At 60.4% G+C, this 25,836-nt stretch carries 25 protein-coding genes and 1 pseudogene; 14 read left to right on the top strand and 12 right to left on the bottom strand.

The window, feature by feature from the left end; all coding sequences use genetic code 11:
• Positions 1-681 precede the first annotated feature (681 nt).
• The 5 genes from ACSQ3F_RS10585 (at position 682) to ACSQ3F_RS10565 (ending at position 7,184) form a co-directional block, all read left to right on the top strand.
• Positions 682-1,710 carry a UDP-glucuronic acid decarboxylase family protein gene (locus ACSQ3F_RS10585; RefSeq protein ID WP_436100167.1) on the top strand — a complete coding sequence of 343 codons (1,029 nt, stop codon included), beginning with the start codon at positions 682-684 and terminating at the stop codon, positions 1,708-1,710.
• Between the two features lie 11 nt (positions 1,711-1,721).
• Entirely contained in the window at positions 1,722-2,714 is a 993-nt protein-coding gene (gene galE / locus ACSQ3F_RS10580; RefSeq protein WP_436100166.1) for a UDP-glucose 4-epimerase GalE, read from the top strand.
• Positions 2,698-4,554 carry a glycosyltransferase family 2 protein gene (locus tag ACSQ3F_RS10575; RefSeq protein WP_436100165.1) on the top strand — a complete coding sequence of 619 codons (1,857 nt, stop codon included), beginning with the start codon at positions 2,698-2,700 and terminating at the stop codon, positions 4,552-4,554. The genes galE and ACSQ3F_RS10575 overlap by 17 nt, the downstream gene beginning before the upstream one ends.
• Positions 4,555-4,579: 25 nt before the next feature.
• Positions 4,580-6,043 carry a UDP-glucose dehydrogenase family protein gene (locus ACSQ3F_RS10570; protein WP_436100164.1) on the top strand — a complete coding sequence of 488 codons (1,464 nt, stop codon included), beginning with the start codon at positions 4,580-4,582 and terminating at the stop codon, positions 6,041-6,043.
• Between the two features lie 181 nt (positions 6,044-6,224).
• Positions 6,225-7,184, top strand: coding sequence for a glycoside hydrolase family 26 protein (locus ACSQ3F_RS10565; protein WP_436100163.1), 960 nt, complete (start codon positions 6,225-6,227; stop codon positions 7,182-7,184).
• Between the two features lie 110 nt (positions 7,185-7,294).
• On the opposite strand, the gene ACSQ3F_RS10560 is transcribed toward ACSQ3F_RS10565, so the two are convergent.
• The 3 genes from ACSQ3F_RS10560 to ACSQ3F_RS10550 form a co-directional block, all read right to left on the bottom strand.
• Positions 7,295-7,654, bottom strand: a complete 360-nt coding sequence (locus ACSQ3F_RS10560; protein WP_436102108.1) for a response regulator — start codon at positions 7,652-7,654, stop codon at positions 7,295-7,297.
• A 262-nt stretch (positions 7,655-7,916) separates the two neighbouring features.
• Entirely contained in the window at positions 7,917-8,462 is a 546-nt protein-coding gene (hpt, locus tag ACSQ3F_RS10555) for a hypoxanthine phosphoribosyltransferase (RefSeq protein ID WP_436100162.1), read from the bottom strand.
• A 69-nt stretch (positions 8,463-8,531) separates the two neighbouring features.
• Complete coding sequence (locus tag ACSQ3F_RS10550; protein WP_436100161.1) at positions 8,532-9,209, bottom strand: hypothetical protein; 678 nt, start codon at positions 9,207-9,209, stop codon at positions 8,532-8,534.
• A 275-nt stretch (positions 9,210-9,484) separates the two neighbouring features.
• Between ACSQ3F_RS10550 and ftsE the strand changes: the two genes are divergently transcribed.
• The 4 genes from ftsE (at position 9,485) to ACSQ3F_RS10530 (ending at position 12,816) form a co-directional block, all read left to right on the top strand.
• Positions 9,485-10,144, top strand: coding sequence for a cell division ATP-binding protein FtsE (ftsE, locus tag ACSQ3F_RS10545; RefSeq protein ID WP_436100160.1), 660 nt, complete (start codon positions 9,485-9,487; stop codon positions 10,142-10,144).
• The gene (locus tag ACSQ3F_RS10540; protein ID WP_436100159.1) at positions 10,137-11,147 is read left to right on the top strand and encodes a cell division protein FtsX; all 1,011 of its coding nucleotides are present in this window, start codon (positions 10,137-10,139) and stop codon (positions 11,145-11,147) included. Before ftsE ends, ACSQ3F_RS10540 begins: the two co-directional genes overlap by 8 nt.
• 91 nt (positions 11,148-11,238) lie before the next feature.
• Positions 11,239-11,937, top strand: a complete 699-nt coding sequence (locus ACSQ3F_RS10535) for a YdcF family protein (RefSeq protein WP_436102107.1) — start codon at positions 11,239-11,241, stop codon at positions 11,935-11,937.
• Positions 11,938-12,030: 93 nt separating this feature from the next.
• Positions 12,031-12,816, top strand: coding sequence for a lysophospholipid acyltransferase family protein (locus ACSQ3F_RS10530; protein ID WP_436100158.1), 786 nt, complete (start codon positions 12,031-12,033; stop codon positions 12,814-12,816).
• On the opposite strand, the gene ACSQ3F_RS10525 is transcribed toward ACSQ3F_RS10530, so the two are convergent.
• Positions 12,807-13,352 (bottom strand): gamma-glutamylcyclotransferase, encoded by a 546-nt coding sequence (locus tag ACSQ3F_RS10525; protein ID WP_436100157.1) that lies wholly within the window; start codon positions 13,350-13,352, stop codon positions 12,807-12,809. The genes ACSQ3F_RS10530 and ACSQ3F_RS10525 overlap by 10 nt on opposite strands.
• A 193-nt stretch (positions 13,353-13,545) precedes the next feature.
• Here ACSQ3F_RS10525 and ACSQ3F_RS10520 point away from each other — a divergent pair, with 193 nt between their 5' ends.
• Positions 13,546-14,589, top strand: a complete 1,044-nt coding sequence (locus ACSQ3F_RS10520) for a DUF2125 domain-containing protein (protein WP_436100156.1) — start codon at positions 13,546-13,548, stop codon at positions 14,587-14,589.
• A 15-nt stretch (positions 14,590-14,604) separates the two neighbouring features.
• Here the strand turns inward: ACSQ3F_RS10520 and ACSQ3F_RS10515 are convergent, their stop codons facing one another.
• The 3 genes from ACSQ3F_RS10515 to ACSQ3F_RS10505 all read right to left on the bottom strand — a co-directional run bounded on the left by ACSQ3F_RS10515 (position 14,605) and on the right by ACSQ3F_RS10505 (position 17,644).
• On the bottom strand, positions 14,605-15,528 hold the full coding sequence (locus ACSQ3F_RS10515) for a prephenate/arogenate dehydrogenase family protein (RefSeq protein WP_436100155.1): 924 nt from the start codon (positions 15,526-15,528) through the stop codon (positions 14,605-14,607).
• Positions 15,528-16,634, bottom strand: a complete 1,107-nt coding sequence (gene hisC / locus ACSQ3F_RS10510) for a histidinol-phosphate transaminase (protein WP_436100154.1) — start codon at positions 16,632-16,634, stop codon at positions 15,528-15,530. Before hisC ends, ACSQ3F_RS10515 begins: the two co-directional genes overlap by 1 nt.
• Before the next feature lie 263 nt (positions 16,635-16,897).
• Positions 16,898-17,644, bottom strand: coding sequence for a class I SAM-dependent methyltransferase (locus ACSQ3F_RS10505; RefSeq protein WP_436102106.1), 747 nt, complete (start codon positions 17,642-17,644; stop codon positions 16,898-16,900).
• Between the two features lie 88 nt (positions 17,645-17,732).
• Here ACSQ3F_RS10505 and gloB point away from each other — a divergent pair, with 88 nt between their 5' ends.
• Positions 17,733-18,503: a hydroxyacylglutathione hydrolase gene (gene gloB, locus ACSQ3F_RS10500; protein ID WP_436100153.1), complete on the top strand. Its 771-nt coding sequence runs from the start codon at positions 17,733-17,735 to the stop codon at positions 18,501-18,503.
• On the top strand, positions 18,503-18,946 hold the full coding sequence (locus ACSQ3F_RS10495) for a cupin domain-containing protein (RefSeq protein WP_436100152.1): 444 nt from the start codon (positions 18,503-18,505) through the stop codon (positions 18,944-18,946). Before gloB ends, ACSQ3F_RS10495 begins: the two co-directional genes overlap by 1 nt.
• 3 nt (positions 18,947-18,949) lie before the next feature.
• Here the strand turns inward: ACSQ3F_RS10495 and yddG are convergent, their stop codons facing one another.
• Positions 18,950-19,840 carry an aromatic amino acid exporter YddG gene (gene yddG, locus ACSQ3F_RS10490; protein WP_436100151.1) on the bottom strand — a complete coding sequence of 297 codons (891 nt, stop codon included), beginning with the start codon at positions 19,838-19,840 and terminating at the stop codon, positions 18,950-18,952.
• Between the two features lie 30 nt (positions 19,841-19,870).
• Positions 19,871-20,647 carry a DUF3108 domain-containing protein gene (locus ACSQ3F_RS10485; RefSeq protein WP_436100150.1) on the bottom strand — a complete coding sequence of 259 codons (777 nt, stop codon included), beginning with the start codon at positions 20,645-20,647 and terminating at the stop codon, positions 19,871-19,873.
• A 355-nt stretch (positions 20,648-21,002) separates the two neighbouring features.
• On the opposite strand from ACSQ3F_RS10485, the gene rpmB reads away from it, so the two are divergent.
• Both rpmB and ACSQ3F_RS10475 read left to right on the top strand, forming a co-directional pair.
• A complete protein-coding gene (gene rpmB, locus ACSQ3F_RS10480; RefSeq protein ID WP_026203698.1) occupies positions 21,003-21,299 on the top strand; it encodes a 50S ribosomal protein L28 in 297 nt (98 codons plus the stop codon).
• Positions 21,300-21,465: 166 nt separating this feature from the next.
• A pseudogene (locus tag ACSQ3F_RS10475) lies at positions 21,466-21,660 on the top strand (VUT family protein); the annotation flags it as partial.
• Between the two features lie 72 nt (positions 21,661-21,732).
• Here the strand turns inward: ACSQ3F_RS10475 and ACSQ3F_RS10470 are convergent.
• The 3 genes from ACSQ3F_RS10470 to cobS all read right to left on the bottom strand — a co-directional run bounded on the left by ACSQ3F_RS10470 (position 21,733) and on the right by cobS (position 25,752).
• Positions 21,733-22,686: an esterase-like activity of phytase family protein gene (locus ACSQ3F_RS10470; protein ID WP_436102105.1), complete on the bottom strand. Its 954-nt coding sequence runs from the start codon at positions 22,684-22,686 to the stop codon at positions 21,733-21,735.
• A 162-nt stretch (positions 22,687-22,848) separates the two neighbouring features.
• The gene (gene cobT, locus ACSQ3F_RS10465; protein WP_436100149.1) at positions 22,849-24,753 is read right to left on the bottom strand and encodes a cobaltochelatase subunit CobT; all 1,905 of its coding nucleotides are present in this window, start codon (positions 24,751-24,753) and stop codon (positions 22,849-22,851) included.
• Positions 24,754-24,756: 3 nt separating this feature from the next.
• A complete protein-coding gene (gene cobS, locus ACSQ3F_RS10460) occupies positions 24,757-25,752 on the bottom strand; it encodes a cobaltochelatase subunit CobS (RefSeq protein ID WP_018327789.1) in 996 nt (331 codons plus the stop codon).
• Positions 25,753-25,836 lie beyond the last annotated feature (84 nt).

The raw sequence follows: 25,836 nt of genomic DNA, 5'->3' as shown, positions 1-25,836 counted from the left end.
AATTGCGCCCTTGCAGACGCCTCGTTTGCCCCAACGTTTTTCGAATACATCCTTGCCCCGCGAATCACCGGCCCCTGTCTCGGTTTCAGTATCTCATCGTATCGTTAACAAGAGCTTTATTAGCAAATCCTCAAATAGAAGATCGACTAACAGAGTGAAGAAATTTCAATCACTGTACCGAATCCGCTCAAATGCCTAGATTTGGCACAGCACACACCCCTATAGACAGAACAAACGTATATTCGCAACCCCTTTCATTAGAAATTCCCGAGCGTTTCGGGACTCTCTGCAGACCCAATACTTCTCGACACCCGACGCACGTGCCGCTGCATGACAAGTATTATTATCCGCTTGCAAGTAGAGATTTCAGGATGGTTTATATTCCATGTCTCATTTCGATACTGAAAACGTTTGATTTTTCAACATTTAAGAAGCCCACAAATCCTCTTTGACTTCTGTCACATTCATGTGCATAATCATGTTAATGTATAGGTAACCATTTTTTACTTAATCGGATCGCGCCCTTCGATCTGATATTTTCTCCGCATAAGCGGCAGAACCCGTCCAAATCTCGCACTCTCCCCGGAGTATTCCGTGATTCGGCGTTTCTGCGCCCATGAAATTCTGGGGGAGATCTGCGTTCGACATCTAGTTTTGTGTGGTCATGCGGGAGGCTGAGACATGGCGCGAACAAGCAAATCGAAAAAGGGTATTACTGAAAATATTCTACAATTTCCTAGTAACAGGAGTAAAAAACTCAAGAAAATACTTGTCGCGGGGGGCGCAGGTTTTCTTGGCTCGCATCTGTGTGATTTGCTGCTGGCGACAGACCACGACGTCATCTGCGTCGATGACCTTTCAACGGGACGCTTCGAAAACATCAAGCACCTGTTCGACCTGCCGAACTTCGCGTTCAGGCGGCACGACGTCCGGTCGACGCTCAACGTCAAGGTCGATGCGATCTTCAATTTTGCAAGTCCGGCATCGCCTCCTGCCTATCAGGCCGACCCTGTCGGCACGCTCTTCACCAATATTGTCGGAGCCCGAAACCTGCTGGAGCTTGCCCGCCGCCGCGATGCGACCATCGTCCAAGCATCGACCTCGGAGGTGTATGGCAATCCGCTGGTGTCGCCACAGCGCGAAGATTACCTCGGCAATGTCAGCATAACAGGGCCTCGAGCCTGCTACGACGAAGGAAAGCGCTGCGCGGAGACCCAGTTTTTCGACTTTCACCGCCTCTTTGGCCTCAAGATCAAAGTCGCCCGGATTTTCAATACCTATGGACCGCGCATGCGTCCCGACGATGGGCGTGTCATTTCGAATTTCATCGTCCAGGCACTGCGCAATGAACCCATAAGCATCTATGGATCCGGGCTTCAAACCCGTTCGTTCTGCTACGTCGACGATCTGATCGGCGGCTTCCTGAAATTTCTGAATACATCTGCGGACGTGACCGGACCGATCAATCTCGGCAACCCCGCCGAGATGACCATGATCGACCTGGCCGAGCGCATCATTCGTCTCACCAATTCGAAGTCTCCGATCGTCCATCTCCTTGCTGCCGTTGACGACCCGCAGCGACGCCGACCGGATATCAGTCGAGCGGCCACACAGCTTGGCTGGCACCCGCACGTCGATATCGACGATGGCCTTCTCTCGACCATCGACCATTTCGACCGCGTCCTGCGACATGCGGCAGTAAGCAACTGAGAGGTGGTGAGGTGGAGACTGTTCTCGTCACCGGCGGCGCTGGTTATATTGGAAGCCATACTTGTAAGCTTTTGCATCAGTCAGGTTTCACACCTGTCGCTTATGACAATCTCACAACGGGGACCAAGGAGAATGTAAAATGGGGACCGCTCGTTCGCGGCGACGTGCGCGATCGGGACCAGTTGAAACATGCCATCAAACTCTGGCAGCCAGTCTGCGTCATCCATTTCGCCGCATCGGCATATGTGGGCGAGTCCATGGCCGATCCGCGCAAGTATTATAACAACAATGTCGCCGGCATCCTCTCGTTGCTTGATACATGTGCGGACATCAAGCTGCGGAATATCGTCTTTTCGAGCAGCTGCGCCACCTATGGAATCCCGACAGAATTGCCGATTGCCGAGGGTAGTCCGCAGGCCCCGATAAATCCTTACGGGCGCACCAAGCTGATCGGCGAAATGATGCTGAAGGACTACGCTTCGGCCTATAAGATCCGTTACGTCGCGCTCCGCTATTTCAATGCCGCCGGCGCCGATATCGACGGTGAACTTCGCGAGCGACACGATCCGGAAACCCATCTCATTCCCCGCGCCCTCATGGCCGCGGCAGGCAGAATCCCCGAGCTGAGCGTCTTCGGCGACGACTACGATACGCCGGACGGCACTTGCATTCGCGACTATGTCCACGTGACGGATCTCGCCCAAGCGCATGTGTCGGCGGTCCGGCATCTGATCGCCGGCGGCAAAAGCATGATGGCCAACGTGGGTTCCGGTCAGGGCACCTCCGTGCAACAGATTATCGATACGATCGAACGGCTGACGCATCGCCGCATCCCCGTTCGTCGCGAAGCACGGCGAGAGGGTGATCCACCGGCGCTATACTCCGATCTCAACGTGGCCGCATCCGAATTGCACTTCGCGCCCCGTTTCTCGGACATCGAAACGATCATTCGAACCGCTGCTCCGACTTTCGGACTGGAGGTCAAGCATGACGCTGTCGCGTGACCAGGCGAGGTCAGCACCTGCACGACAGCGCGCTGCGGCGCGCAGACGGCCCGAAGCGCTGGTGCCCGTCTTTGCTGGAGGGCGGCGCGTTGTCTATTTGGCGGGTGTTTTCACCTGGCTCGCCGGACTGGTCTGGTTCTGGCAATGGTGGTTCCGGCCCGAGCATTTCATCGCCGTGATGCCCTTTGCAACGTTAACACTGATTATGGCGTGGATAACGCTGCTCCCGGCTTACTTCATCTATCTGTTTGGCGGCAGCAGACAGGCACGGCAGATCGCAAAGCAATGCGTCCCGGGGCGTATCGCAATGGTCGTTACCAAGGCGCCTTCGGAACCGTTCGGGGTTGTTCGCAAGGCGCTCAACGCAATGCTTGACCAGATTGACTATGACTACGACGTCTGGCTGGCGGATGAGGCGCCAGATCCCGAAACGATCACATGGTGCGAGCGCCACGGTATCTTCATTTCGACCCGTCGGGGCGTGGATGCGTATCATCGCAAGACCTGGCCGCGGCGCACGCGGTGCAAGGAAGGCAACCTTGCCTATTTCTACGATCATTACGGTTACGCCCGGTATGATTTTGTCTGCCAGTTCGATGCAGACCACGTGCCGGACGTGACATACCTCCGCGAGATCATGCGGCCATTCTTGGACCCAGCCGTGGGTTACGTGTCGGCCCCAAGCATTTGCGATTCCAATGCTTCGGAAAGCTGGGCTGCACGCGGACGGCTTCAGGCGGAAGCCAGCATGCACGGCTGCCTGCAGATCGGCTACAATAACGGCTGGGCCCCGCTTTGTATTGGTTCGCATTATGCCGTGCGAACGGCGGCACTCAAACAAATTGGTGGCCTCGGCCCCGAACTGGCGGAAGATCACTCGACCACGCTCTTGATGAATGCAGGCGGGTGGAAGGGCGTTCACGCCATCGACGCGATTGCCCACGGCGAAGGTCCCCGCACCTTCGCCGATCTTGCCATTCAGGAGTTCCAGTGGTCGCGGAGCCTTGTCACGATCCTGCTTCGCTATTCCAAGGACCATGTGCCGAGCCTCTCAGGTAAGCTGCAATTTCAGTTCCTGTTCTCGCAGCTCTGGTATCCGCTGTTCTCGGTCTTCATGGCGGCCATGTTCCTCTTGCCGATCATAGCGCTGGCAACGGGCCGAAACTTCGTCAATGTCGCCTATCCGGATTTCCTGGCGCACATCCTGCCTCTGTCGATCGTGCTGATCGGGTTGGCTTTCTATTGGCGCTCCACCGGAACGTTCAGGCCCTACGACGCCAAGATTCTCGGCTGGGAATCGGCCGTGTTTCTGCTTGCGCGCTGGCCATGGTCGCTTGCGGGGTCGCTGTTTGCGGCTCGGGACCAGATCACCGGTTCCTTCGTCGATTTCCGGATCACGCCGAAGGACGGCAAGATCGCCGCCTACCCGCCGCTGCGGGTGCTTATTCCTTACATCGCGATGTCGGTTTCTTCCGCGACAACCGCATTGCTTGTTTCCGATCCAGGCTCGGCCAGAGGCTACTACCTTTTCGCGATCGTGAATTCGATCATCTACTCCACGGTCCTGGCCGTCATTATCATCGGCCACGCCCGGGAAAACAGCCTTCCGCCGATCTCGACATCCAGGAGAGGTCTGGCCACGGCGGCAACTTTGGCGATGTGCCTGGTCGTGACGGGCAACGCCATCTATTCGCGCGGCATCCCCGGTCTCGAAGCCGTCGCATACGGGCAAAACATCATCACGTTCACCGAAACACACTTCTCCGTCGCGGGGGCGGGCCAAGGGGGGTCTCAGGTCAAGATTACGCGTTTCAAGATCAAATGGCATGGAATTTCATAAGGAAAAAATTAAAGGAAACAACCAGATGAAAATTGCTATCATCGGAACGGGGTATGTCGGCCTGGTCAGCGGAACGTGCTTTGCCGCCTGGGGGCATCATGTTGTTTGCGTCGATATAGACAAGGCTCGGGTCGAGGCGCTGAACCGCGGCGAGGTCGCGATCTACGAGCCTGGTCTCACCAATCTGGTGACATCGAATCTCGAGTCCGGACGTCTTCGGTTCACGATCGATCTCGAGAGCGCGGTTCGTGGGACCGACATCGTCTTCATCGCTGTCGGTACCCCGGCAAGCAATCGTGATGGCGATGCGGACCTGTCCTATGTTTTCAAGGCTGCCCGGCAGACAGCTTTGGCGTTGTCCGGACCCGCGTTGATCGTCACCAAATCAACCGTGCCAGTCGGCACCAGCGAGAGACTTGAAGCATGGATGCGGTCCGTTCGGACCGACATCGAATTCGAAGTCGCGTCAAATCCCGAATTCCTGCGCGAAGGTTCGGCAATCGCCGATTTTGACAAACCCGACCGGGTTCTCATCGGCTGCGACAGCGACAGAGGAAGGGCGCTGCTTTGTGCGCTCTACCAACCCCTCTCGGACGCGGGCGTACCAATCATCGCGACCACGCGCCGCAGCGCCGAACTCACCAAATATGCCGCCAATGCCTTCCTCGCGATGAAGATCACCTTCATCAACGAAATGGCCGACCTCTGCGAGAAGGTCGGCGCCAATGTCGATGAAATCGCGCTCGGAATGGGTCTGGACAAGCGCATCGGCGATGCGTTCCTGAAGGCCGGTCCCGGCTATGGTGGTTCCTGTTTCCCGAAGGACACCGTGGCGCTCCTGCGCACAGCGCAGGAATGCGGCGTTTCGTTGCGTCTGGTCGAGGAAACTATCGCTTCCAATACCTCACGCAAGCGCACGCTGGGGCGCCGGCTGAGTGCGCTGTTGGGCGAACCCCTGCAGTCCAAGAAAATCGCTGTGCTTGGCCTGACCTTCAAGGCAGGGACGGACGATATGCGCAACGCCCCGTCGTTGACGCTCATCAACGCGCTGCAGAGCGCAGGGGCGCACGTGCACGCCTTCGATCCAAGGGGCATGAAGAATGCGCACGCGCTGCTGCGCGATGTGACGTTTTCCAGCAGTCCGTATGAATGCGCCGAGGACGCCGATGCGATCGTCTTGATGACCGATTGGCAATGTCTTCGAAATCTCGATTTCAAACGGCTCGGCGCGACAATGAACCGGCGCGTGTTTCTCGATCTCCGCGGCGTTTACGACGTCGACACGCTGGTCGACAGGTACGGCTTCACCGTCGAGCGGGTTGGCTATCCCGTCAGGCGCCCCCACGAAGAACGCGTCATCAGGATCAATCGCCACGTCATTTATATCCCGCCCGGCACCGAGGTTCGCAATGGTACCCGCAACCTCTTCGACTCGAGTTTCGTCAGAACGCGCAACACAAACGACAGGAAGGAGCTAGACCATGACTAAAGTCGCACGAGTTGTCATCACCGCGCTTTCGTAGGCGGAATGCTGATCGGAACGCTGCTGACGGCCGCTCATGCCCAGAATATGCCGCTGAGGATAAATGAACCAAGAGGAGATATTGTCTCACCGAACCTGGATAGGCTCAGGAAGAGCTTTAACGGTTCGTCCAGCCAGGGAGGCTGACATGACACACAGACTTGTAAGAACCGTCGCGGGAGGCGCACTTCTGCTGATGCCCGTGACGCCCATCATTGCCGGCGCGACCCTTTGGCCCGCTTACGCGGAAGATATGGGTATGAAAGCGACCTCGGTCGACAAGCGGCCGGTGTTGCACCCAAACGCAACGAAATTCGGCGCCTATGACCCTTATGGTGATTTTGGCACGCAAACCGGTGTCGAGACCGAAGCTCTCTTTCTGCCTTGGGAAGACGTCGATCTCACAACCCTGAGCGTGGCCGACGAATACGCCCTGCAGCGAAAACGTAAGCTCCTGATTACCATCGAACCGTGGTCCTGGAACGAAGACTGGCGGCTCAGTTCAGAGGAGCTCCGCCGGAAGGTGCTGGCCGGGGACTACGATGCGAACGTCAAGGCGATTTCCGATGTGGTGAAGACCTTGAAGAGCCCCGTGATCATCCGCTGGGGGCAGGAAATGGAAGACAAATCCGGCCGCTTCTCGTGGTCCGACTGGCCCCCGCAGGATTATATCAAGGCCTACAAGAAAGTTGCCGACCAGTTCCGCGAAGATATCCCCACTGTTCAGATCATGTGGTCTCCAAAAGGGCTGGAGGGCCTGGAGAAATACTATCCCGGCGACAACTATGTCGATCTCGTCGGTCTCTCGGTCTTCGGCCTGCAGGAATATGACATAAGGGCCTATGGTGCCCCCAGGACCTTCACGGAGGCCTTGAAGCCGGGCTATGAGCGGGTGGCGCCGTTCAAAAAGCCGATCTGGGTCGCGGAATTGGGTTATGAAGGCGACGCCAATTACATGCAGCCGTGGATCCAAACCGTGACCGCCAAGGATGCCCAGTTTCCGGATCTCAAGGAAGTCGTCTATTTCAACGACCGCGACGTCATTGCGTGGCCTTTCGAGCTCGGCCGGCCGAACTGGCGTGTGAAGCCCGATTCGAGCGTAAACTGAGCGGGCGCCTCGAAACAGGCTCGGCGCATTTGGCGCCGGGTGTGCTCGGGGACCAAGTTTGTTCACAACGATGCTGGCGAAGCCGGTGTCCTCATGTTCGCGAGAGAGTTCTATGCCGCAAGAGCGACGGCAACGGCCTTGCGAATATCCGGCAAAGTGAAGGGTTTGGAGACCACATCGATGACCTTGCCGGTCAGATTGTCGGCCCTTTCGCGCTGTTCGGCATAACCTGTCATCAAAAGGATCTTCAGGGCTGGAAAGGCGGCCGACGCTTCATGGGCGAGTTCGATGCCGTCCATGACGGGCATGCGGATATCGGACAAAAGCAGGTCGAAGCCGCCGCCACGCAGGCAGGCCAGACCCTCGGCGCCATCGGCAGCCTCGACGGTTTCATGACCGTCCAGTTGCAGCGCCCGGGCAACGAAACGGCGCAGGCCGTCCTCATCTTCAGTAATCAGGATTTTCGCCATCATGGCCTCCGTTTCGGCAACAAACTCCGCTACAGCGCCGCGCGTCAAATATGACGCGCAAAGGACGCTGTAGCACTTTAAAGTGCTGCATAATTTTATCCTTAAATCGATTCCGAATTAAGGAACTATGCAAGTAGGACCGTGCTGTGCAAAGCGCCATGTCCCTCACCCGCAGCACATCGCTGCGGGGGTCACACCACCAGAGTTTTCTTTGTTTTCCGTAAACGCGGATGGCCAGATCAGCGCTGCCCTGGACGGATGGTTATTCCGCGTCGCCGGTGACGATGCCGACGAAGGGCAGTTCGCGGAACGCATAGGCGACATCCATGCCGTAGCCAACGACGAAATAGTCCGGGCATTCGAAGCCGACATAATCGGCTTCGAGGTCGGTCTGACGCTTCACCTTCTTGTCGAGAAGAACCGCGATCGAGACCGACCTGGCGCCGCGCTCATACATCAATTCCTTGGCGAAACGCAGGGTGCGGCCCGACTCGAGGATGTCGTCGATCAAGAGAATGTCGCGGCCATGCACGTCGCTGTCGATGTCCTTGATGATCCGGACGCCCTGCGACACGGTTCCGGTGCCATAGCTCGACAAGGTGATGAACTCGACTTCCGGCGCAAGGCCGGTCGCATGCATGGCGCGGATCAGGTCGGCGGCGAAAATGAAGGAGCCCTTCAGAACCGCAATGACGAGCAGATCGTTCATCGGTCCCTGTCCAATCTTCTCGGCCAGTTCGATATTGCGCGCCGCGATGGTCTTGGCGGAATAGAGCGGTTCGATGTTTTTCCCACGGACGACGGGCATACGGATATTCTCCAGAAATGGTCATGGAGACTGCGTGCTAGGCCTCCGGAAGCTAGCCGCTTAGCACAGTCACGGGGCCGAATCACCCTTTCCGCCAAAGGAAACCGTCACGTCCGGTAGTTTTCCACCTGCGTGTGGGAGGCGCGCCGAGAACGGGCGGCTTTCGCCGGGTGCGAGCGCTGCCTCGCCTGAGAATATCCGGCTGGCCGTGCGTTTCTGTCCACCGGCGATGACATCGACCTGGATCATCGGCACGGCCTTCGGCGCATCGGAAAGATTTTCGACTGCGCCGCGGATCAAAACAACCTTCATGCCGTTGGCGTCGCTGAGCGCCGTGGTGACACCGTTGATGGACAAGGCCGGAGATGCAACGGCCGGCTGATGATGGGAAAGACCGGCGAAAAGCAGGAAGACGGGCGCGCACAGGCAGGTTACAAGCACCGCAAACGCCTTGGGCGACGCCGTCTGGAGCAGGCGTTCAAGATGGTTCACCGCCCACGGAAGAGCCGACGCGACGCGCGATTCACCGGTGATGCCGCGCGTTTGTTGCGCGGCGCTGCGGCGATTGTCGTTAAAGACCGGATAGGCATTGCGGCGGCTGTTTGCGGGGACGATCTCGAATTCCGCGTCGATGATATCGGTCGCGCGAGAAGCACTTGACGTTTGGGCGGAACGCTGAGGACGATCGGGCGGCAGAAGGTCCATCCGGTGGGCGGTATTGCCCCTGTTGGAACGGAAAGCGTTCATGGTCTCTCCTCTCGCAGCCACACCGGCCACGCCAGAATGCCGGGATCGGCCGCGGGCCAGAATCGGGCATTGAAACAAACCTTTCCGAGACGTAAACCTAAATGGTTAATGCTTCGAAAATGACGCCCCAGAACCAGCTGCTTTCATCGAAAATTAACCATTGTTTAACCATGTTGGGAGCTTAGCAGTGAGCGCGACGCCGTTTCCTGTGGCAGAGGCCATCAACCCGCCGGAAATGCGTGGCAAGAAGCCTGACGAGAAGCTGGACTGACCCGTTGATTCACTTTGAAAATGTCGGATTGCGCTATGGAATGGGTCCGGAAATCCTCCGCGATCTGACCTTCGACATTCCCAAAAAATCCTTCCAGTTCCTGACCGGCCCGTCAGGCGCCGGCAAGACGACGCTGCTGAGGTTGCTGTTCCTCTCATTGAAGCCGACGCGCGGCCTGATCCGCATGTTCGACCGCAACATCTCGACCATTGCGCGCGAGGAGTTCCCGATGCTGCGCCGCCGCGTCGGCATTGTATTCCAGGATTTCCGCCTGCTCGATCACCTGACCACCTACGAGAATGTCGCGTTGCCGCTGCGTGTGCGGGGCAAGGACGAATCGTCCTACCGCGCCGACGTTCTCGAACTTCTCGGCTGGGTCGGGCTCGGCGAGCGCATCAACGTTCTGCCGCCGGTGCTCTCGGGCGGCGAGAAGCAGCGCGCCGCGATCGCCCGTGCCCTGATCGACCGGCCGGAAATCCTGCTCGCCGACGAGCCCACAGGCAACGTCGATCCGCCAATGGCGCGGCGGCTCCTGAACCTCTTTCTCGAGCTCAACCGGCTCGGCACCGCCGTCGTCATCGCCACCCATGATCTTTCGCTGATGGATCAGGTCGAGGCGCGGCGTATGATCCTCTCGCAGGGACGGCTCGATATCTATGAGTGACGCCCGCGCCACCGATCGCCCGCAGCCGGCCGCGCCGCAGGAGCGCAAGGCAGCGCTGCGCGTGCGGCCGACGGCGCCGATCGTGCCGCCCGGCAATGTGTCCGGCAACGCGCTGATGCTGGTGATCGCCATCATGGCGTTCCTCGCCTGCCTGACGCTGGGCGCCGTCAGCATGGTGCGATCGACAGCGCAAAGCTGGCAGAGCCAGATTTCCCGCGAGATCACCATCCAGATCAAGCCGGACGAGAAGCTGGACATGGAAAGGGCGCTCGCCGACGCCCGCGACCTGGCGCTGACCTTCGATGGCACGACCGACGGCAACATCGTCGACAAAGCGGCAACGGCCCGGCTGCTCGAACCTTGGCTTGGCGAAGGCCTTAATCTCGACGACCTTCCCGTGCCGCGTCTGGTGATCATCACCATCGACGAGAAAAATCCACCCGATTTCGCCGCGATGCGCAAGATGCTGACGGAAACCATCCCGCAAGCCTATCTCGACGATCATCGCACCTGGGTCGATCGGCTGGTCGCAATGGCACATACGACGGCGCTGATCGGCACCGGCGTGCTGATGCTGGTGTTTTCCGCGATGGTGCTGACCGTCATCTTCGCCACACGCGGGACGCTGTCGGGCAACCGGCATATCGTCGAGGTTTTACATTTCGTCGGAGCCGAAGCCGGTTTCGTTGCCGCGGAGTTCCAGAAGCACTTCCTGAAGATCAGCCTCAAGGGCGCGGGCGCCGGCGGCCTGCTGGCCGCGGCCTGTTTTGCGGTCGCGGGCTTCTGGCAGTCGAGATCGATTGCCACGCCGCAAAGCGATCAGGCAACCGCCCTCTTCGGCAACTTTACCATCGGCTATACGGGCTACCTCGGCATCGCGGCCATCATGATCGTCATTGCGCTTCTGACCACGCTGACCGCGCGGTTCACGGTGATGCGGACGATCTACGAGATCGACCTGATCCGCTCCGATCCGGCCCGTATCGATACCCATCAGAACTGACGGACATAATTGCATTGCCTCGCATCCATTCCTTGCCGCAATCTGCCTGTATGGAAGAATCACAATGGCTAGCGAAGCGCCCGGGACAGGCATGAGCGAAAGCGGCGGAATGCGGCGGAAAGGCGCGCGGGTGCGCAGGCATGTCAGCCTTCGCCGGCGGCTGGTGCGGCTGACATTCTATATTCTGCTGCTCGTCGCCGGCTGCGCCACGGCAGGCTTCCTCTATTTCGCAGATTCCGTCGCCTCGCTGCAACCACCGGCCACCCCCCGAGCCGACGCCATCGTCGTCTTGACGGGAGGTTTCCAGCGGATCGACCAGGCCGTTGAACTCTTGAAAGGTGGAGCGGGCAAGCGGCTGCTCATCTCCGGCGTCCACCCTTCGACGACGGGCGGCCAGATTCGCCGCAATACGCAGAGTTCCGCCGACCTCTTCAAATGCTGCGTCGACATCGGCCATGACGCGATCGACACCATCGGCAATGCCAACGAAACCGCCAACTGGATCCGCGACAACGGTTACCGGAGCATTCTCGTCGTCACCAACAACTACCACATGCCGCGCAGCCTCCTGGAACTGCGCCGCGCCAATCCCGGTATCGCGTTCATTGCCTATCCCGTCGTCAATTCCGATCTGAAGAGCACCAACTGGCTGCGCAATCCGATGGTGTTGAAGACGATCCTTTCCGAATACGTCAAACTGACCATCGCATCCGTGCGCGACGCGCTCGGCGCTCATCCGACAAGCGGCCTTCGCACCGAAAATAAAGACGACGCCGCGTCGGGAAACTGAGCGACAACGCTGGAAACTCGCAAGGGAAGCGGTTTTCCTTCCTGGAATATTCGTGTAGGCAGCGATCAGTCCTTTGCTGCGAAAGCCTGCCTGATGATCATCCTGCGTTCGGTCCTGTTCAACATCGCGTTCTACATCAACCTGATTGCCCAGATGATCGTGATGACGCCCGTCTACTTCCTGGTCCCCCGCAAGACGGCATGGTTCGTGCCGAAAAACTGGGCCCGCAGCAATCACTGGCTGTTCAAGACGATTGTCGGCACGACGTTTGAGATCGAGGGTCTCGAGAATATCCCGAAGGAGGGATATATCTTCGCCCCCAAGCATCAGTCCTTCTGGGACGTTTACGCGCTGCTGCCCTGGCTGTCCGATCCCTTCTTCATCCTGAAGCGCGAACTTGTCTGGATCCCGCTGTTCGGTTGGTATGTCAAGAAACAGCGCATGGTGCCGGTCGATCGCGGCGCCCGTGGCAGGGTGATGGCGGCGGTGATGCAGCGCACCAAGGACGAAATGGCGACCGGCCGCCAGTTGATCATCTACCCCGAAGGCACGCGCCGCCCGCCCGGTGCGCCGCCGCACTATAAATACGGCGTCGCCCGGCTCTACCGTGATCTGGCCGTGCCGGTGGTGCCGGTCGTCATGCATCCCGGCCTGTTCTGGCCGCGCCGCAAGTTCCTGCGGTTCCCCGGCCATTTCAAGGTGCGCATCCTACCGCCGATCGAAGCGGGTCTCGATCCCGATGTCTTTCTGCAGAAACTGGTCGATGTGATGGAAAAGGCCAGCGACGCGTTGCTGGTGGAAACGGTGAAGGATAATCCGCATTTGCCCCTGCCGCCAACGGCAGCGCAACGGCTGAAGGAATTGCAGGCTCAGGCCTGAGTCTGCATCCGCTGGACGGCGGCTGCCACTTCTTCGAGCCAGTGGTCGCGAATGCCCATTTCCTGCAGATGGGCAAGCGTGTTCATCACATATTCCGTGTTCGCGCCTGATTTGCCATGAGAACCGGCAACAGTAGCGGCCGCTTCCTCGGTGCTCAGCGCGCCGGCATACTGCACATGGGCACGGTCGATGATGTAGGCCAGCGCTGGCACGCGCTGCCCATCGGCAAGCTTAACCGGCATGGTGCGTTCCTTGTAGACATGGGTGACCAGTTCGCGCTCGCGCAGATAGTCGATGACGTCCGCCTTGTCCTTCGGAGCGACCTTGAAGGCCATGCCGCGGCAGGAACCGCCGTAGTCGAGGCCCAACACCAGGCCGGGGCGTTCTTGCGTGCCGCGATGCACCCAGGAGCGGACGCAGAGCGAGCGCCGGTAGCCGAAGGCCCGGGCCGTCATCTTGTTCTCGAAGGCAAAGCCGGGGTTCCACATCAGGGAACCGTAGCCAAAGACCCAAAAATCGTCCATATCCCCTGCCATTCACATTGACGCCATCCCGATGCCGCCAACGGCGCCGGGATGGCGGACAGATCACTCTGGTGCTTTCCTAGCGCATAAGCCCGGCAATCGGAATCGATTTCCTGAACGCGCGCAACCGGAAGCAGATGCCAGATCATCAGACCAAGTCCTGGTGCCGCAGCGTCAGAGACGGGCGATATCCTTGGAGTAGACCATGACAGCAGCAGACATTGCCGAAAGCACGGGCGGAAGCCGGAAGATCAGGTGGTTGGCGATCGGTATCCTGCTGTTTCTGGTTGTCTATTCCGGCGCATGGTTTTTTGCGGCAAACCAGATCGAGACGCGGCTGCCGGCCTTTCTGAGCGAGAACAAAGGCAACGGATCATCCGCGGAATGTGACGGCATCACCGTACGCGGCTTTCCTTTCCGCATCGGCCTGTTCTGCGACACGGTCCGCCTTGACGATGCGGCACGTGGAGCTTCCGCCTCGTTCGGCGCGCTGCGCTCGGCAGCCCAGGTCTACCAACCGGGACATGCGGTGATCGAACTCGACGGCCCGGCGGAAATCCGCGTGTCTCCGGGCTTGGCGGTATCGGCCGACTGGTCGCTGCTGCATGCCAGCATGCGGGCGACGCTCTCGGGGCTCGACCGGACCTCGATGACCTATGATAAGCTTGCGGGTACCGCCGTTTTGCCGGCGATCGAGGAGGACGCATTAGCAGGCGCTGCGCACAAACTCACCTTCAGCGCCGGGCATGGCGAGGCGCATTTCCGCCAGAACGGTCCGGACCTAGATGCCGCACTCAGCGTCGACGGATTCGACGGAAAGCTGGACAATGGACCAAGCCTGCTGCCGCTGCTCAGCGCCGACGCGGACATGACATTTGTCGATCGCGCCGCACTGATGAATGCCGGCGGGCTGAAGCCCGGCGCGCTTCGCAACAGCAAGGGCGAGATGCGCAACCTGACGCTCGATCTGGGCGGCGGCATGGTCACCACCGCAACCGGCCCCTTTACCGTCAACGATCAGGGGCTGATCTCCGGCGAGTTCAGCGTCACGATGAAGAACATCGAAGGCTGGCGTCAGAACCTTGTAAAGGTGTTTTCACATGAAGACGGCACGGCCATGGTCAACAACATCGCCAACATGCTGACGGCGCTTGCCGATGGCAAGAACGAGGCGACCGTGAAGCTGAACGTCCGCGACGGCATCGCCTTCCTGGCCTTCTTCCCGATCGGCGAACTGCCACAGCTGTGACGCCGCGGCGTCCCGCTATTTCTGATCCATCGCGTGGCGGCCGAAGTCGGCCATCTCGGTGTCCTGGCCTGCCTGGATGATCGAGCGGCGGATGGCGCGGGTGCGGGTGAAGAGATCAAACAGCTTGTCACCATCGCCCCAGCGGATCGCCCGCTGCAGGTAGGCTAGATCCTCCGAGAACCGTGCCAGCATTTCGAGGATCGCATCCTTGTTGTGCAGGCAGACGTCCCGCCACATGGTCGGGTCGGAAGCGGCAAGACGGGTGAAATCGCGGAAACCGGAGGCCGAGTATTTGATCACTTCCGATTCGGTCACCGCTTCCAGATCGTCGGCCGTGCCGACGATATTGTAGGCGATGATGTGCGGCAGGTGCGAAACGATCGCCAGAACCTTGTCGTGATGCTCGGCGTCCATGTCATCGACCATCGAGCCCAGCGTTTCCCAAAAGGTGCGCAGTTTCTGCTTCGCCGCCTCGTCGGTCTGCGGCAACGGCGTCAGGATGCACCAGCGTCCCTTGAACAGGCCGATGAAGCCGGCATCCGGACCGGAATATTCCGTACCGGCGATCGGGTGACCTGGTATGAAATGCACGCCTTGCGGCATATGCGGTGCCATCTGCGCAATGACCGAGCCCTTGGTCGAGCCGACATCGGTGACGATTGCGCCCGGCTTCAAATTGGCCGCGATCTCTGCCGCAACGGCACCGGACGCGCCGACCGGGACGGAAACGATCACCAGATCGGCATCCTTCACAGCCTCGGCAGCGGATGTCGTGTAGCGGTCGCCGAGCCCAAGTTCCTGCGCGCGCTTCAACGTCGCGTCGCTGCGCGAAGAGACCGTAACGGAACCGGCAAGGCCCTTGTCCTTGATCTCGCGCGCGATCGACGAGCCGATCAGGCCGATACCGACCAGCGCGATGGTGTCAAATTGCTTTGCCATCACGCCCGGCCCATGAACTCGGTCAGCGCGGCGATCACGCCTTCATTGGCCTCCGCCGAACCGATCGTCATGCGCAGCGCGTTGGGAAGACCGTAGGCGCGCACGGCCCGCAGGATGAAGCCGCGGCTCGTCAGGAACGCGTCGGCCTCGAGCGCCCGCTTGCCGTCCACATCCGGGAAATGGATGAGCACGAAATTGGCGACCGACGGCGTCACCTTGAGGCCGATCGAGCTGAGAGCGCCTGTAACCTTGCCGAGCCATTCGAGGTTGTGATCGACGGCGGTGGCGATGAAGGCCTGATCACGAATGGCAGCGGCACCGGCGGAGATGGCTGGAGCGTTCATGTTGAACGGGCCGCGCACGCGGTTCAGCGCATCGATAATGGCAAGGGGCGCGTACATCCAGCCGACGCGCAGCGCCGCAAGACCGTAGACCTTCGAGAAGGTGCGGGTCATCACCACGTTGCGGTTCGACGAGACGAGTTCGAGCCCTGCCTCATAGTCGTTGCGACGGACATATTCGGCATAAGCGGCGTCGAGAACGAGGATGACATGCTTCGGCAGGCCGGCCTGGAGACGGCGGACCTCTTCGACGGGAACATAGGTACCCGTCGGATTGCCCGGATTGGCGATGAAGACGATCTTCGTCTTCTCGGTCACGGCGGCGAGGATGGCGTCGACATCGACGCGGCAATCCTTTTCCTTGACGACGACTGGCGTCGCGCCGGCACCCATGATCTGGATCTTGTAGACGAGGAAGCCGTGCTCGGTGATGATGCCCTCGTCGCCGCGCGACAGATAGACGTGGCAGAGCAGGCCGAGCAGTTCGTCGGAACCATTGCCGCAGATCAGGTTGGCGGCATTCAGGCCGTGCACGGAAGCGATCGCCTCGCGCAGTTCCACCGCCTGGCCATCCGGATAACGCTCAAGGCTTGTCGCCGCCTGCTGGAAGGCCTCTATCGCCTTCGGGCTCGCGCCCATCGGGGTTTCGTTGGAGGAAAGCTTGTAGACCTTGTCGACGCCCGGAGCGTGCTCCTTTCCCGGCACGTAGGCGGCAATATCAAGAATACCGGGGCGGGGTGCGGGGCTTTGCAGTTCAGCGCTCATGGGATCAGCTTTCCGGGGACAAAAGACGAGGTCCAGCCAATACCGGCGATTGCTGATTTTGTCGAGTAGAGGCGACGAGACTGCGGTCAATTGTATTGCGTTTGCCGCGTCACCCCCCTCTGTCACTCCGTGACATCTCCCCCACAAGGGGGGAGATTAACCGCAGGTTTTGAGCCCACAAGGGAAAAGAACAATCTCCCCACCCGTGGGGGAGATGTCAGCAAAGCTGACAGAGGGGGGCGAGCTTGCTCTGTCGCCAATGATCAGAACCACGCTTCCCGTGTCGTCGGAACGCCATGCGGCGCCAGCACCGGCACGAAGACACGCCGGGAGGCGCGGGCGGCCACCGGCAGGCCCTGGTAGAGCCGTTTCTGGGCCTCGACGATGATGACGCCGGAAAACACCGGCCAAAGCGACCGGCCAATCCGCTCAAAGGCGCTGCGCAGCCTGAGCACCATCTTCAGCTTGGAGGGAGGGAAGAACAGCGCGTCGGCGGATGCGCCGGGCGTGAAATTGGTTTCGCGCAGAAGCGCCGTCAATTGTCCGCGCGAATAGGGGCGGCCGGAGCCGAACGGCGTATGCTCCATGCGGGCCCAGACGCCACGGCGGTTCGGCACGACGATGACGAGGCGGCCGCCGGGCGCAAGGACGCGCCAGAGTTCCTTCATCGTCTCGCGCGGATTTTCGGCGAATTCCAGAGAATGCACCATCAGCACCCGGTCGACCGACGAATCCGGCAAGGGCAGTTCCTCGTCGAAGATCAGCGCCGTCGAGGACAGTTCGGCGACCGGCCAGTTCACCGCGCCCTGCCCTGCCGGCATGAAGGCGAAGGTCCGCTCAGTATCGGCGCGAAAACGGTCGAGATAGGGCACGGCATAACCGAGCCCGACCAGCCGCTCCTCCGGCAGCCGCGCCCAGACGGACGACAGCGCCATGCTGATCGACTGTTCGGCAAAATGTCCGAGGCCGGAATGATAGAACTCGCGAAGGTCGACAATATCTGCGTGCATGAGCACCATGTTAGTCTGGAACGGGTGGACTTCAAGGCGTCCGTCACTACATTTGCCGTAACGACCCGTCTCTGCCAGGAGCCATATCATGGCCAATCTCGAACTCGACCTCTTTCTCTGCCGCACCGACAATTTCGGCGTGCTGGTCCATGACCCTGTAAGCGGCGCGACCGCCTCCATCGATGCGCCGGAAGAACAGCCGATCCTTGGCGCGCTGAAACGGCGCGGCTGGACATTGACGCATATTCTGACGACCCATCATCACCCGGACCATGTATCGGCGAACCTGGCGCTGAAGGAGGCGTTTGGCGTAACGATCATCGGGCCGGAGAACGAGGCGAGCAAAATCCCCGGCATCGACCGGACGATCGGCGACGGCGGCCATTTCGATTTTGCCGGCCACAGGGTCGATGTCTTCGAAACGCCTGGGCATACCGCCGGGCACGTCTGCTTTCATTTCCCCGAGGACAAGCTCTTGTTTTCCGCCGACACGCTGTTTGCGCTCGGCTGCGGACGGCTGTTCGAAGGCACGGCGGCGCAGATGTGGGCGTCGCTGCAGAAGCTGATGGCCTTGCCGGACGACACCACGGTCTATTTCGGCCACGAATACACCCAGTCGAATGCCCGTTTCGCCCTGACCATCGATCCGCAAAACGAGGTCTTGAAAAAACGCGCGGCCGATATCGACGCGATCCGGGCAAGGGACGAACCCACGGCGCCGACGACGCTCGGACTGGAGAAGCAGACCAACCCCTTCCTGCGGCCGCATGACGCCGGAATACGTGCAAATCTCGATATGCCGGACGCATCGGATGCCGACGTCTTCGCCGAGATCCGCCAGCGCAAGGACAATTTCTGATGGACGTGCAGTTGCCACTCTCGGCCCAGGCGATCATCGAGACGCTGAAGATGCAGCGCCATCCCGAGGGCGGTTGGTACATCCAGACCTTCAAGGATGAGGCGGGCGGTGCGCGCGGGCACTCCACCGCCATCTACTATCTGCTGGAGCGCGGCGGGCGTTCGCACTGGCACCGTGTTCGTGACGCAGTCGAGGTCTGGCACTTTTATGCGGGCGCACCGCTGGCGCTGAGCATCGCCAGGGATGGCAAACCGGCGACGCGCGTCACACTCGGCCCGGATATTTTAAGCGGCGAGCGGCCGCAGGCGATCGTGCCCGCCGACTGGTGGCAGTCGGCGGCCTCGCTCGGAGCATGGACTTTGGTTGGCTGCACCGTATCGCCGGGCTTCGATTTTTCCGCCTTCGAAATGGCGCCGCCGGACTGGCAACCGCCTACGGCGTGATCTCTATTCTGCGGGCTGCGCGGCTTCTGCCCGATCGCGGAAAATGACGTCCTTGGCCGCGAGCACCGCCCCACCGGTCACGAACAGGCAGGCGAGCGCGATGCGCCAGGACGGCTCGGCAAAGCCGAACAGGATGAGGACGAGCGTGGAAAGCACAGGAGCCGCATAACTGGCGACGCCGAGGATCTGGATATTGCCGTTCTTGACGCCGTAGTCCCAAGCGTAGAAGGCCGCACCGACCGGCAGCAGCCCGAGACCGGCGACCGCGATCCACTGCGTTGCCGTTTCCGGCCAAACCGTCGTTTCCAGACCGAGGTGGCAGAGGAACGACAACGCCGCGGTCGCCAGGCAGAAGCCGGTGACGACATCCGTCGAGACGGCATCGAAACGCCGGGTCAACAACGAATAGGCGGACCAGGTGAAGGCGCAGGCCAAAGCCGCGCCATAGCCCATCGCATAAGCATCATCAAACTGAACCCCATTGCGGGCGACGATTAGGATGGTACCGGCAAGACCGCAAAACGCGCCGGCGATGTGATACCAGCGCAGACGCTCGCCCGGCAGGAGCGCTGAGCCGACGACGATGAGCAGAGGCCAGAGATAGGCGATGAGCCCGGCCTCAACCGCGGGCGCGTTGCGCAGCGCCGTGAAATAGAGGAAGTGATAGCCGAACAGCCCGGCAATGCCGACGATCCAGACTTTTGCCGGCTGTTTCAACAGGGCAAGCCGCTGTGGCTTCAGCAGCAATACGATGATCCCGGGCAGGCTGCCGATGGAAAAGCAGATCGCCGATAGTTGGAACGGCGGCATGGTGCCCGAGGCGGCCGTGAACAAGGCCAGCAGCGACCACATCAGGATCGCCGAAAAACCGATCAGCGTTGCCTTGAACTTCATGCGCCTGCCCCCGGGCATTGAAAGGAAATATCAGCCGCCGAATTTGGTGGCCCAGACTGTGACTGGCCCGAGCCGCGTCGGGATCCGGACATAGACGGGAGCATATACATTCGCGGCATCAGCCTTGGCAAACCAGATTTCCATGGTTTCCAGCTTGCGCAGGTAATCGACGTCCAGGCGCCCCTTACGGTAGCCGGATCTGGGCACGAACTTGATGCCGCAGACGATGACGTCGCCTTCGAAACCCTCGGTCTTGAACGGTTTGGTGCCTTTTGCCGAGAGTTTCAGGTCCATCCGTGATTCGCCGTCGAAGATCGGCACGCTCTTCGGGCAGACGCGTGTGTCCGCGGGAAAGATCAGGCCGGAAAGCGGATCGACGACGTTGCGCATGTCGGCCTTGGTCACCGGCACCCAGTTTTTCGGAATTCGGCGGGCCGGCTTCATCGAAGCCGACAGGACGTTTCCGTTGTTGAAACGGACGTCAATCGCCCTGCCCTTCTTGCCCGTCTGATAGCGCACCCGATATTCCGAAGCGCTTAAACGATCCCGGCCGACGACGCCGGAAACGGAGGTCTGACCGGAGGTCTGGGCGAAGATGTCGGCGAGGCCGGCCGAATTCATCGTGCCAGAAATGGTGTATCGATCGGCCTTGAATTCGGTGTGGAACGACGCCCTGGCAATCGGCAGGCCCGCCAGCGAAATGCTGTAATCCGTGTTGTGCTTCACCTCGACAGCCCGAGCCGAGCCTGTGGAAAACGTCGTCGTGACGAAAGCCAGAAGCGCCGAGATACCGATGCGCCAGTTCATTCCGCAAGCCCTTCCCAATTCCCGTTCAAGCAACCTTGGCAGATACGGCGGGTTTGCGGCATTTCTGCGCCGCAAGACCTGCGTTTGCCACAAGCTTTAACCCACCGCGCAACAAAGTGGAATTGCGCCGGTCAAAGATGTATGGGAACGCGACCAACCACAATCGAAGCTCTCCCGGCCTTGTAAAACCGGCGGGGATCTCAAGAGTTTTCCCGGAAAACGAAGGTTTGGCTTGACGGCGGGGCTCTGCCTGACTATAGAACCGCAACTTTCCAATCATGGCCAACGGAATGCGGCCTGGGCGCTTAGGCCCGCTAACGCATGGACCGAAGCCGAAAAGAAAAATAGGTGCATCATGTCCCGTAGTTGCGAATTGACCGGCAAGGGCGTCCAGTCGGGCAACAATGTGAGCCACGCGAACAACAAGACCAAGCGCAAGTTCCTGCCGAACCTGTGCAGCGTCACGTTGATCTCCGACGCGCTTGGCCAGCGTTACCGTCTGCGCGTTTCGGCTGCAGCCCTGCGTTCGGTCGAACACCGCGGCGGCCTCGACGCTTTCCTGCTCAAGGCTGACGAAACCGAACTGTCCATGCGCGCTCGCCTGCTGCGCCGCCAGATCGTCAAGAAGACGGCTGAAGCAGTCGCTGCTTAATCAGCAGATTTGCGCATCGCGATTTGAGAGGCTTGCTCGGGCAACCGGCGAGCCTTTTTCTCGTCTGACGTTTTCAATCAATCATCGCTGATCTTGCCGGGCTTGAGCGCGGCAAATCGTCAATCCATGTTCCTCCAACTGGTGGCATACCCCAGGATAAAAAACGCTGAGCCCAAACGATCCGTTCGCACTGGAAAGCGCGCCGATCCTCGGCGTCATGACTGCCGAAGCGCCGCGGTGGATTTCCTGGGCGCTCGGCGATCTCGGCGTCAAGATTTTCGTCGGTCTGGCGATGCTCCTGCCCTACGGCGCGCTGATGAGCGACATCCGGCCAATGCCGGCCCTGAAGGCGAGCGCCTGAGTTATTTGAAGCGACAGAGGGGGGCGAGCTTGCTCGGAACTCTCGGCGCAGCCAGGTCCGCGCAATAGCTCGTCAATCAACCAGGCGGAATTCCAGCATCAGGTTGCGCTCGAGGATCGAGTGGTTGTCATCGGAAACGATGATGACGTGGGTGTCGCCGCCGGGCTCCACGACAATATCCAGGCCTTCCATGTTGTCGATCTGATAACCCATGTCGGCCTGCAACAATATCTCGCCGTCGACCGCGGCGCCCGGCTTGATGTCATCGCCCTTGATTCGGCGTATCTGCATGCCGATGCCTTCGGCGAAACTGAACCGGCGCTCCAAAAGCAGAAGATCGCCATTCGGCAGGAATGCACCGTCGGTAACGGCGAAGGGCTTTTTCTGGACGACGCCGAAGACGCCCTTGCGCGGGCCGTCGAGAACGGCTGCATAAATATGCGCAGCCTTGTCCAGACTGAGCTCCGAGACGACCACGGCGCCGCTGGCAAGCGGGCTTTCCTTCGGAGAAACGGCGATGGTCTCAAGCCCCCGATTGCTGCGCAGGGATTTCGGCGGAATGAGCGCGGGGAGCGTCGCGACCGGGCGCGACCGCGCAAATCCGGGATCGGGATAGACCTTGACGAGATTCATCTGCTCGATGCTGACAAGCGCCTCGCCGTCGCGCAGCGCCAATCCCTCGCTGTCCATGACGCCCTTGACCTGCTCGGATCGGCCATTGGCATCGATCATCGATGTCACGGTCAGATCGCTGACGCCTGCCAGCCGGCCTTCCGCGTCACGGACGATTTCGCCCTCGGCCCAGTGGCCGGTATCCATCACGGCGAGGAAGGACTTCCGGTCCGGCCGGAGGCGGATCGAGGAGATTGCGCCCAGCAAGGCGTTGCTCGACGACATCTCGACGCCGCCGATGAATTCCAGCTTTCCAAACCGTTTCTGGTTCGAGCCGATCTTGAAATTTCCGATCTGCCGGCTTGTCACCGGGACGGTTTCCTGCGCCGGGAGGGACGCGGCAGCGGCCGGCATCACGGCGAGAGTGAGGGAAAAAGCGGCGGCCCGAATCAGTGTCGCTTTCAATAGAATTCCTTCCGGCAGACCGGCGCAGAGCATGCAATGTTGCTCCTCGAAAAATCAAATAAACAATACGCAAACAAAACCGGGACAGCGATCGTAGCCCCGATCGATCTCTCAACCGGCACGCCGCCGTGTAGGAGCCGAGCGACGCCGGGTGCTCTCGTCATCAAAGAGTGACGCGAGCTGCTCGGTCATCGCACCGGCCAGTTCATCGGCATCGACGATCGTCACGGCGCGGCGATAGTAACGCGTCACATCATGGCCGATACCGATCGCCAGCAGTTCCACCGGCGAACGCGTCTCGATCTGCTCGATCACCGCACGCAGATGCCGCTCGAGATAATTGCCCGGATTGACCGACAAGGTCGAATCATCGACCGGCGCGCCATCGGAGATCATCATCAAGATACGGCGCTGCTCGGAGCGGCCGAGCAGCCGGTTGTGCGCCCAGATCAGCGCCTCGCCGTCGATGTTTTCTTTCAGCAGACCTTCGCGCATCATCAGGCCGAGATTGCGGCGGGCGCGCCGCCATGGGGCATCCGCGGACTTGTAGACGATGTGGCGCAGGTCGTTGAGGCGGCCCGGCGTCTGCGGCTTGCCGCTCGCCAGCCACTTTTCGCGCGACTGTCCGCCCTTCCAGGCCTTGGTAGTGAAGCCGAGGATCTCGACCTTGACGCCGCAGCGCTCCAGCGTGCGGGCAAGGATATCGGCGCAGGTGGCGGCAACCGTGATCGGCCGGCCGCGCATCGAGCCGGAATTGTCGATCAAAAGCGTCACCACCGTATCGCGGAAGTTGGTATCCTTCTCGCGCTTGAAGGAGAGCGGCTGCATCGGATCGATGATCATGCGTGTCAGGCGCGCCGAATCGAGATAGCCCTCTTCCAGGTCGAATTCCCAGGAGCGATTCTGCTGCGCCATCAGGCGGCGCTGCAGCCGGTTGGCGAGACGCCCGACGGCGCCCTGAAGATGGGCCAACTGCTTGTCGAGGAAGGCGCGCAGACGGTCGAGCTCGGCCTCGTCGCACAGTTCCTCGGACGAGATGGTCTCGTCGAACTCCTCGGTGAAGACGGTGTAATCGACCTTCTCGTTGAAATCGTCGAAGGGATGGGCCGGTCGCTTGACCTCGCCGGGCGTCTCGCTGTCGTCCTCGCCGTCATCCGACATCTCGTCTTCGGAGATCTCGGCGCCGTCCATCTCGCCTTCGTCCATCTGCTCGTCGGCAGATTCGTTCTCGTCGGCGGGGGCGGCGTCGGAGCCGGCATCCTCGTCGGAGCTGTTTTCATCCTGCTCCTGGCTGCGCGGCTGGTCCTCGTCGGTCTGGGTATCCTGATCATCAGGCTCGACGTCATCGTCGCCGTATTTCTCGGCAACGTCCATCGAGGTCAGCATGTCGCGCACGACGCGGGCAAAGGCCTGCTGGTCGTTGACGGCGGCCGGCAGGTTCTTCATGTCGGCGGCGGCTTTTTGCTCGATGAAATCGCGCCAGAGGTCGAGCACCTTGCCGGCCGAGGCGGGCGGCTTCTGGCCCGTCAGCTTCTCGCGCACGATCAGCGCAATCGCTTCCTCCAGCGGCGCATCCGCCTGCCGGTCGATATTGCCGAAATTGGCCCTGGCATATTTCTCTTCGAGCATGGAGGCGATATTGCTCGCAACCCCGGTCATCCTCAGCGAACCAATCGCTTCGACGCGCGCCTGCTCCACCGCATCGAAGATTGCCCGCGCATCCGCCCCCTGCGGCGACATGGTCGCATGGACGCGCTGATCGTGGCAGGCCTTGCGCAACGCCATGCTGTCGCCGAGCCCGCGCGTAACCGCAAGTTCCTGCCGGGTCGGGCGCTTGGAGATTTCCGGCAGCCGCACACGTTCGCCGGCAAGGCCGGGACGTTCGTTGGCGAACACCACCTCGATTTCCGCGTCGCCGGCAATCGAGCGAATGCAACCGGTCAGCGCGCGGCGGAACGGTTCGACATCGACGACGCCCGTTGGCCTTGCTTTCGAATTGTCGCCGCGGCCCGACATGGATCAGGCCGTGGCTTCGAGCACGATATTGGCAGCGCTTTCCTTCAGCTCGACACCGAAGGCGCGCTGATAATGTTCGGCCACCAGAGGCCGCTCGAGCTCGTCGCATTTGTTGAGGAAGGTGATGCGGAAGGCAAAGGCGATATCGCCGAAGATATACGCGTTTTCTGCCCAAGTGATGACCGTACGCGGGCTCATGACGGTCGACAGGTCGCCATTGATGAAGGCGGCGCGGGTGAGATCGGCGACGCGCACCATCTTCGAGACCGTTTCGCGGCCCTTGTCCTTGGTGAAGCCCTTGACCTTGGCTGCGACGATGTCAACCTCGTTGTCGTGCGGCAGGTAGTTCAGCGTGGTGACGATCGACCAGCGGTCCATCTGCGCCTGGTTGATCTGCTGCGTGCCGTGATAAAGGCCGGTCGTATCGCCGAGGCCGACGGTGTTGGCGGTCGCAAACAGGCGGAAGGCCGGATGCGGGCGGATGACGCGGCTCTGGTCGAGCAATGTCAGTCGTCCCGACGATTCGAGCACGCGCTGGATGACGAACATCACATCCGGGCGGCCGGCATCGTATTCGTCGAAGACGAGCGCGACATTGTGCTGGTAGGCCCAGGGCAGGATGCCGTCCTTGAATTCGGTGACCTGCATCCCGTCCTTGACGACGATCGCGTCCTTGCCGACGAGATCGATGCGGCTGACGTGGCTGTCGAGGTTGACGCGCACGCAAGGCCAGTTGAGACGTGCTGCGACCTGCTCGATATGGGTCGACTTGCCCGTGCCGTGATAACCGGAGACCATGACACGGCGGTTGTGGGCAAAGCCTGCGAGAATCGCGAGCGTGGTTTCGCGATCGAACAGATAGTCCGGATCGACGTCCGGAACATAGGCATCGGCCTTGGAATAGGCCGGAACCCTGAGATCGGTATCGATACCGAAAACGTCGCGGACGGAAACAGTCGTGTCGGGAAGGTTGGAAATGTCGAGGTCTACCTTGCTCATCATGTCTCCAGCACGGAAGCCCCTTGATTTTTCTCGTGGGGGCGTCGCGTCTATGCCTTTTAAATGTGTGACCGTAATAAAACG

This window comes from Pararhizobium sp. LjRoot238 (assembly GCF_964252955.1).
In the GTDB taxonomy this organism is placed as follows: domain Bacteria; phylum Pseudomonadota; class Alphaproteobacteria; order Rhizobiales; family Rhizobiaceae; genus Pararhizobium.
The sequence above is the reverse complement of the archived record's forward strand: the minus strand, read 5'-3'. Positions and strand labels throughout refer to the sequence as shown.

What these genes read in the sequence shown, in the direction of transcription:
- ACSQ3F_RS10585 (WP_436100167.1), top strand. Translation starts at nt 682, where the DNA reads ATGGCGCGAACAAGCAAATCGAAAAAGGGTATTACTGAAAATATTCTA.
- ACSQ3F_RS10575 (WP_436100165.1), top strand. Translation starts at nt 2,698, where the DNA reads ATGACGCTGTCGCGTGACCAGGCGAGGTCAGCACCTGCACGACAGCGC.
- ACSQ3F_RS10570 (WP_436100164.1), top strand. Translation starts at nt 4,580, where the DNA reads ATGAAAATTGCTATCATCGGAACGGGGTATGTCGGCCTGGTCAGCGGA.
- ACSQ3F_RS10565 (WP_436100163.1), top strand. Translation starts at nt 6,225, where the DNA reads ATGACACACAGACTTGTAAGAACCGTCGCGGGAGGCGCACTTCTGCTG.
- ACSQ3F_RS10560 (WP_436102108.1), bottom strand. Translation starts at nt 7,654, where the DNA reads ATGGCGAAAATCCTGATTACTGAAGATGAGGACGGCCTGCGCCGTTTC.
- hpt (WP_436100162.1), bottom strand. Translation starts at nt 8,462, where the DNA reads ATGCCCGTCGTCCGTGGGAAAAACATCGAACCGCTCTATTCCGCCAAG.
- ACSQ3F_RS10550 (WP_436100161.1), bottom strand. Translation starts at nt 9,209, where the DNA reads ATGAACGCTTTCCGTTCCAACAGGGGCAATACCGCCCACCGGATGGAC.
- ACSQ3F_RS10540 (WP_436100159.1), top strand. Translation starts at nt 10,137, where the DNA reads ATGAGTGACGCCCGCGCCACCGATCGCCCGCAGCCGGCCGCGCCGCAG.
- ACSQ3F_RS10535 (WP_436102107.1), top strand. Translation starts at nt 11,239, where the DNA reads ATGAGCGAAAGCGGCGGAATGCGGCGGAAAGGCGCGCGGGTGCGCAGG.
- ACSQ3F_RS10530 (WP_436100158.1), top strand. Translation starts at nt 12,031, where the DNA reads ATGATCATCCTGCGTTCGGTCCTGTTCAACATCGCGTTCTACATCAAC.
- ACSQ3F_RS10525 (WP_436100157.1), bottom strand. Translation starts at nt 13,352, where the DNA reads ATGGCAGGGGATATGGACGATTTTTGGGTCTTTGGCTACGGTTCCCTG.
- ACSQ3F_RS10520 (WP_436100156.1), top strand. Translation starts at nt 13,546, where the DNA reads ATGACAGCAGCAGACATTGCCGAAAGCACGGGCGGAAGCCGGAAGATC.
- ACSQ3F_RS10515 (WP_436100155.1), bottom strand. Translation starts at nt 15,528, where the DNA reads ATGGCAAAGCAATTTGACACCATCGCGCTGGTCGGTATCGGCCTGATC.
- hisC (WP_436100154.1), bottom strand. Translation starts at nt 16,634, where the DNA reads ATGAGCGCTGAACTGCAAAGCCCCGCACCCCGCCCCGGTATTCTTGAT.
- ACSQ3F_RS10505 (WP_436102106.1), bottom strand. Translation starts at nt 17,644, where the DNA reads ATGCACGCAGATATTGTCGACCTTCGCGAGTTCTATCATTCCGGCCTC.
- gloB (WP_436100153.1), top strand. Translation starts at nt 17,733, where the DNA reads ATGGCCAATCTCGAACTCGACCTCTTTCTCTGCCGCACCGACAATTTC.
- ACSQ3F_RS10495 (WP_436100152.1), top strand. Translation starts at nt 18,503, where the DNA reads ATGGACGTGCAGTTGCCACTCTCGGCCCAGGCGATCATCGAGACGCTG.
- yddG (WP_436100151.1), bottom strand. Translation starts at nt 19,840, where the DNA reads ATGAAGTTCAAGGCAACGCTGATCGGTTTTTCGGCGATCCTGATGTGG.
- ACSQ3F_RS10485 (WP_436100150.1), bottom strand. Translation starts at nt 20,647, where the DNA reads ATGAACTGGCGCATCGGTATCTCGGCGCTTCTGGCTTTCGTCACGACG.
- rpmB (WP_026203698.1), top strand. Translation starts at nt 21,003, where the DNA reads ATGTCCCGTAGTTGCGAATTGACCGGCAAGGGCGTCCAGTCGGGCAAC.
- ACSQ3F_RS10470 (WP_436102105.1), bottom strand. Translation starts at nt 22,686, where the DNA reads ATGCCGGCCGCTGCCGCGTCCCTCCCGGCGCAGGAAACCGTCCCGGTG.
- cobT (WP_436100149.1), bottom strand. Translation starts at nt 24,753, where the DNA reads ATGTCGGGCCGCGGCGACAATTCGAAAGCAAGGCCAACGGGCGTCGTC.
- cobS (WP_018327789.1), bottom strand. Translation starts at nt 25,752, where the DNA reads ATGAGCAAGGTAGACCTCGACATTTCCAACCTTCCCGACACGACTGTT.